General features: G+C 34.6%; 5 protein-coding genes. 1 reads left to right on the top strand and 4 read right to left on the bottom strand.

Translation table 11 applies throughout. The features are described 5' to 3' along the window. The 3 genes from LB941_RS12170 to LB941_RS12160 form a co-directional block, all read right to left on the bottom strand. Positions 1–227, bottom strand: a 227-nt coding sequence (locus LB941_RS12170; protein WP_253362258.1) for an IS66 family transposase, incomplete at its 3' end; no start/stop codon positions are given. Positions 228–488: 261 nt separating this feature from the next. Next, positions 489–2,723 (bottom strand): beta-glucosidase BglX, encoded by a 2,235-nt coding sequence (bglX, locus tag LB941_RS12165; protein ID WP_253362257.1) that lies wholly within the window; start codon positions 2,721–2,723, stop codon positions 489–491. 48 nt (positions 2,724–2,771) lie between these two features. Next, on the bottom strand, positions 2,772–4,037 hold the full coding sequence (locus LB941_RS12160; RefSeq protein WP_253362256.1) for a PTS sugar transporter subunit IIC: 1,266 nt from the start codon (positions 4,035–4,037) through the stop codon (positions 2,772–2,774). Between the two features lie 166 nt (positions 4,038–4,203). Between LB941_RS12160 and LB941_RS12155 the strand changes: the two genes are divergently transcribed. Then, on the top strand, positions 4,204–5,040 hold the full coding sequence (locus LB941_RS12155; protein ID WP_253362255.1) for an AraC family transcriptional regulator: 837 nt from the start codon (positions 4,204–4,206) through the stop codon (positions 5,038–5,040). Positions 5,041–5,285: 245 nt separating this feature from the next. Here the strand turns inward: LB941_RS12155 and LB941_RS12150 are convergent, their stop codons facing one another. Continuing rightward, entirely contained in the window at positions 5,286–5,540 is a 255-nt protein-coding gene (locus tag LB941_RS12150) for a hypothetical protein (protein WP_253362254.1), read from the bottom strand. Positions 5,541–5,925 lie beyond the last annotated feature (385 nt).

The raw sequence follows: 5,925 nt of genomic DNA, 5'->3' as shown, positions 1-5,925 counted from the left end.
GGCAGTTGTGATATCTTTTCTAGTATATCCTGTAAATATTCAAACTGGCCGCCAATTCTAGTGACATTTTCATAAAACTTGCGGTACACATGTACCCACCAACCTACTCTAGTATTTGAATTCTCTAAGCTGTTATATCCACTATATCCATCACACTGGAGAACACCTATGAAAATTTTGATTGATAATTTGGGCAAGTTTTTCTGAACGAGTACTTTTATAATCATAATATACAATTGCGGTTTTTGATTGCGTAATACTCCGTACAAACCAAATAGATTAAATTCAAAGGCCTAATTCAGTAGCCACTACTTAAAAAATGCTACTAACCACTACTTTATTTACCTTTTTCTTAGATTGTATAAGTAAATCTCTCTCCTCCTATGTATGTAAAACTTATAATTTACAAAAATATAAACATTAAAAAAACTACCCATTAGTAAAAATAGGTAGTCTACACCTGTTCAATTAATCATCCATTCCAAAAACTAACTCTCACCCACTAAAGTAAAACTTTCTTTTAAAACATCTCGTGAATTTGGACCTACAAATAGCTCAAATGCACCTGCTTCTAAAACGCGTTGCCCTTGATTATCAAAAAATTCTAATTCTTGACTTGTAATCTCAAATTCAACGTTTAACTGCTGCTGGGCTTTAACAAATACCTTTTTAAAGTCAATTAACCGTTTTACAGGTTGAACAACACTTGCAACCTTATCATGTAGATATAATTGAACAGTTTCCAAACAATCCCATGAACTATTATTTTTCAAAGTTAACGAGACCGTTAAGGTTTCATCTTGCGTTATTTCCTTTTGCCGTAACACAAAATCACTGTATTCTATCTCACCGTAAGAAAGTCCGTACCCAAATGGATACATCGGCTCTGTTGGCGTATCAATATACCGGGATACAAATCTGCCTACATGTTGTGAAGCTCCTTGCGGTCTACCTGTTATTAAATGGCTGTAGTAAATCGGCTCTTGCCCTTCTATATACGGAAAGCTCATCGATAGCCGACCTGAAGGATTGATTTTTCCCAAAATAACATCAGCAATTGCATTACCACCTTCTGTTCCCGGAAACCACGCTTGAATAATTGCATCCACTTTAGGTTCAACGTCTTTTAAAACTAGTGGTCTGCCACTAATTAAAACTAAAATAACCTTTTTACCCAATTTGCAGATTTTATCTAATAATTGCTGTTGATTTTCTGGTAAACGGAGTAATGTCTTTGAACCTGCTTCACCTGACTCAAGTGTATGTTCGCCTAAAGCCAGAATAACTGTGTCGGCTTTTTTGGCTGTTTCAATTGCAGTTTGCTGCCGTTTTACTTCTACATCTTCTGTTGAAATCATCTGATCTATCTGCTCATCAGAAAAATAACCCATGTCCTTTAGCATTTTATAATCACGTGAGATATCGGTTCCATTGGCAACTTTAAACTTGTCTTTGCCTAAATAACTTTCCATTCCTTGCCGAATTGTAATAGTATCTTCTACATTCCCATGAACAGCCCACATACCTAATAGATACTTGCTGTCACTATATGGACCAATCAGAGCAATCTTTTGCGCTTTAGGATTAAGGGGTAATACATTATCATTATTTTTTAAAAGAACGAGTGATTCAGCAGCGACTTGCCGCGCTAATTTTCTCTTAGAGTCTGTTAAAAGTGACTTTTTCTCCTGCTCAATTGAAACACGCTTAAATGGATCCTCAAATAATCCCAATTCGTTTTTTAAGGTTAAGATTCGCCAAACAGCTTCATCTAGTCTGTCTAAACTTAAACGACCGTCTTCAACTAACTTGGGTAAATTATTAGCATAGCAAGGTGACTTCATATCAATGTCAACCGTCGCATCAAATGCCTTCTGGGTTGCATCTTCCTGATCAGCTGCAAAACCATGCTTAATCAATTCGAAGATAGAAGCATAATCTGAAATTATGGTACCCGAAAACGCCCACGATTTTCTTAATAATTCGACTAAAAGTGCTTTGTCTGCAGTTGCTGGTATCCCATTCAAAGTATTTAATGAGGTCATCACCATTTTTGCCCCCGCATCAACAGCTGCTTTGTACGGTGGAAGATAATTTTGGAACAAATTACTAATGGACATATCCGCACTATTGTATTCACGGCCACCTTCAGCTGCTCCATACGCTGCAAAATGTTTTACACAGGAGACTTGTCCACTGCCTTTGTCTAAATCTTTTTGAAATCCACTAACCATGGCTTTAGCAAATTTTGCGTTCAAAAGCGGATCCTCACCTGGAGACTCTAGTACTCTTCCCCAACGTGCATCATGTACAACATCTACCATCGGGGCAAATGTCACATGATTTCCACTAGAAGCAGCTTCATGCGCAGTGTTTTGGAATGCTTTTTCAATCAGATTAGGATTCCAAGTTGCGCCTAAACCTAAAGGAATTGGATAAATGGTTTTGTAGCCATAAATAACATCTGACATAAATAATACGGGAATATGATGTGGTTGTTTAGCCATCTGTTCTTTTTGAATTTTTGTAGTTATTTCTGCGCCCGTAACATTTAAGAGGGATCCTGTTAAATCGACTGTTTTTTGAGTTATTCCCAGTTTTTGTTTTGGACCAATCGAAATATTATTAACCTCAAAAAAATCACCTGACAGCTGAATCAATTGTCCAATTTTCTCTTCTAATGACATATCATCCAGTAATTCTTGCAAGTCTTTAGTTTCCATCTTCTCATTTCCCCTTACACATAAATATTTGCTAAAGTCAAAATTGCCTTAAACTTCTTGTGTTTCTGCTAACAGAGCTTTTTTATCTGCTCGCTTAAACCATGGGAACCACAGAATTGGCGATAAGATTAGTTGAATGAATAATTGTAAGAAGACAATTGAGATATGTCCGCCAATCATTGCATGAAAGCCCAGTGGTAACCCAAAGACTGCTTGAGCTCCAGTAAATTCAGCGACAATTCCTAGTTTGGTAGCCAGCATTGCGACAACAATTGCAATTGTATTGTTGGTAATAAATGGGAAGATAAAATCAAAGTTCAATACTAGTGGTGTCCCAAAAATAATTGGCTCTGTTATTCCAAAGATAGCTGGCACAATTGAAATTTTTCCAAGTTCTTTATAACGTTTACTCTTAGCAACAAATAACATTAATAAAACTAAGCCCAGTGCTGTACCACCCCACGTAACAACGTTGAAAAAGGCTAAACCAAACATGTTAGGAACAGCTTTACCCGCTTTAAAAGCCGCTAAATTTTGCATATCTAACGCTAACCAAATTGGAGTTACTAATGGCAGCAAAACATTGGTGCCATGAATACCAAAGAACCACAAAATTTGCATTAACAGCGTAACTGCAATCATCGCCCAGATTGAGCCGCCAATATTGCTTAACGGTGTTTGAATTAAGCTAAAGACCATTTCATGGAAACTCTTCCAACTTGTTAAAGAAAAACCAAACGAAACTGCTGCTGCCACAATCCCGATTAAAACTGCGGGAATTAAACTTGCAAATGCTTGCGAAACCATTGGCGGAACTCCTTGCGGCATCTTAATTGTCCACCCATGTTCTTTAATATACGCATATGCGCGTCCAACTAATAATCCAATAATCATTGCAGAAAAAACGCCTTGTGATGATAACCACGTAGTTGGAATTGCGCTAACAACACTACCACTAGCTTTTATACTGCCTAATGGCGTCATAATCAAAAAACTCATCAGTGAAATGATACCAGCGGCGGTGCCATCATCATCTTTCAACAAATTTTGAACCAAGTATTTAGCCATCAAAAAAGATAAATATAATGCCATTGAACCAATGGTTAAAGTACTAACGGTTGCTAATAAAGTTGCTATTGCAGTTAATTTATATTGAGTTGCATAAACAGCACCTAAAGTAGCAAAAGATCCTAAAATGATGGGACCTAGTAAGGCCATCATTGCCCCCATTATTGTTTGTAAATAAACGTTATTCCCAATTCGATTTAGAGTTGGTGAAATTTTCTCAAAAAAAGCAGAAATTTTTTCTTTCATTTTTATAACCTCTCACTCTGTTTTTTGGATATATCCTTACTTGTATAATAAAACGCTATCAAAGATATGTGAATGCATTTTATTATTGAAAAATATGTAATTTTTTGCTATTATAATTTCAAAATTATCTTCTAAGCCTTGATTTTAACTAGAAAGGAACTTAAATATGCAAATCAATCATGAAATAATCAATCTTAAAGACTACTTTCCTTTTAAAATCTTTGACTTTCATGCAAAAGATTTAACTCGCCGGGTTCCATTTCATTGGCACCAAAGTACGGAGCTACTCTTTTGCCTTGAAGGATCACTAAATATTGAATTAGTAAATCAAAAATTTCATTTGACCCCAAACAATGCAATGATTATAAACCCCAATGTCGTTCATTCAACTTTCAGTTCAGAACACAACTGGATATTATGCTTACAGTTACCTCTCAGCTTTTTACAATCGCTAACTTTTGGAAAATATAACCAATCTTTTGTCTTTAATCTAAACACCCTAAATAAACACGAAAACACCTCTAATCTAATAGCTCATCTCAAGCGTCTAACTTCCATACTAGACATTGAAAACAAGGCTATCTCAGATAATATTGATATTTATTCAGTTACTTTGGATATTATTAGCTATTTGACTAAATACTTTCAAAAACCAATCCAAGCAAATTCCAATAATGACGGACTGAAATTTATTAATTTATTTATTCAATTCATCAATCAAAACTATATGAATGATATTACCTTACACGATGTTGCTCACTATTTCTCATACTCAGATACGTATTGTTCAAAGCTCATAAAGGCTAACTTAGGTATGAACTTTAAAAATTTCTTGATTTCCGTTCGTTTAAATCAAGCCATTCAGTTAATGTTACTAGATAAACAAAGCTTTACAGTCATTGCTGAAAAATGTGGGTTTGAAAGTTATCGAAATTTTTACAATTCCTTTACTGCCACTTATCATACATCACCTAGTTACTACAAAAGAAAACAGCTTGAATAATTGATTTGTAAGTTGCTTATCTAATAATACAAAGTTACTGCTCTAAAATTCCCTTGAAAATAGCAACAACAGTTAGCTAACATATATTAACATCGTAATTCAGATATTCTAGGCATTGATTGCTAAGTTTTAAAGTTAAGCACACCAACTACTACGTGTTCATGTTCTATCACTAAATTTTTAAAATAATAACGGATCCGAGACTTTTGTCCCAGATCCTATATTTTTTAACTCAACGTATTATATTACTTTTTATTCTTACTTCTGTATTCACCATCAGAATAAATTGCCAAAAGACCAAAAATAAGTATTAATGGTGTTAAACAATCTCTAACAGAAAACCTAATTTGTCCGTTAAATAATAGATATAAACATCCTAAAATTGCTAAAACAGGTAAAACAAGTAAAACAAGTCCTAGAATCATATTATTTATAAAACCTGAATACCATTGAAAAGAACAAACAATTAATACTATAACTACCTCTACTATAACGTTCATTTAAATGTCCTCTCCTTATTACATATATGAGTTTGAGGTGAATTTTGGAACAACTTCGATTAGAACTTTTAGTGTACCCGAATATATGCGGTTAAAAATTTATTTCTAAATACCCACCCTTAGTAGAATCTGCATAGTATTCTGCCATAGAATCCGTCCCGTCCCTACTAATCTAATAGTGTTGCGGCAAAATGATAATCTTAAAAAGCCTTCTTAATTAACAAAAACAACTTTTAAAATCCCCTACATAGGCCTTTATTTAATCAGATTTACTCATTGCATTCTTTATAATCCCACAAGCATAGACTGAGGCTGTGACATAAGTCTCTCGATTAAAAAACTGGGCTGTGAAAATCTTTGGATTTTCGTAGCCCAGTTTTTTGAT

This window comes from Ligilactobacillus ubinensis, assembly GCF_024160875.1.
GTDB lineage: Bacteria > Bacillota > Bacilli > Lactobacillales > Lactobacillaceae > Ligilactobacillus > Ligilactobacillus ubinensis.
Note: the sequence above shows the minus strand (reverse complement) of the source record. Positions and strands in the feature narration are given on the sequence as shown.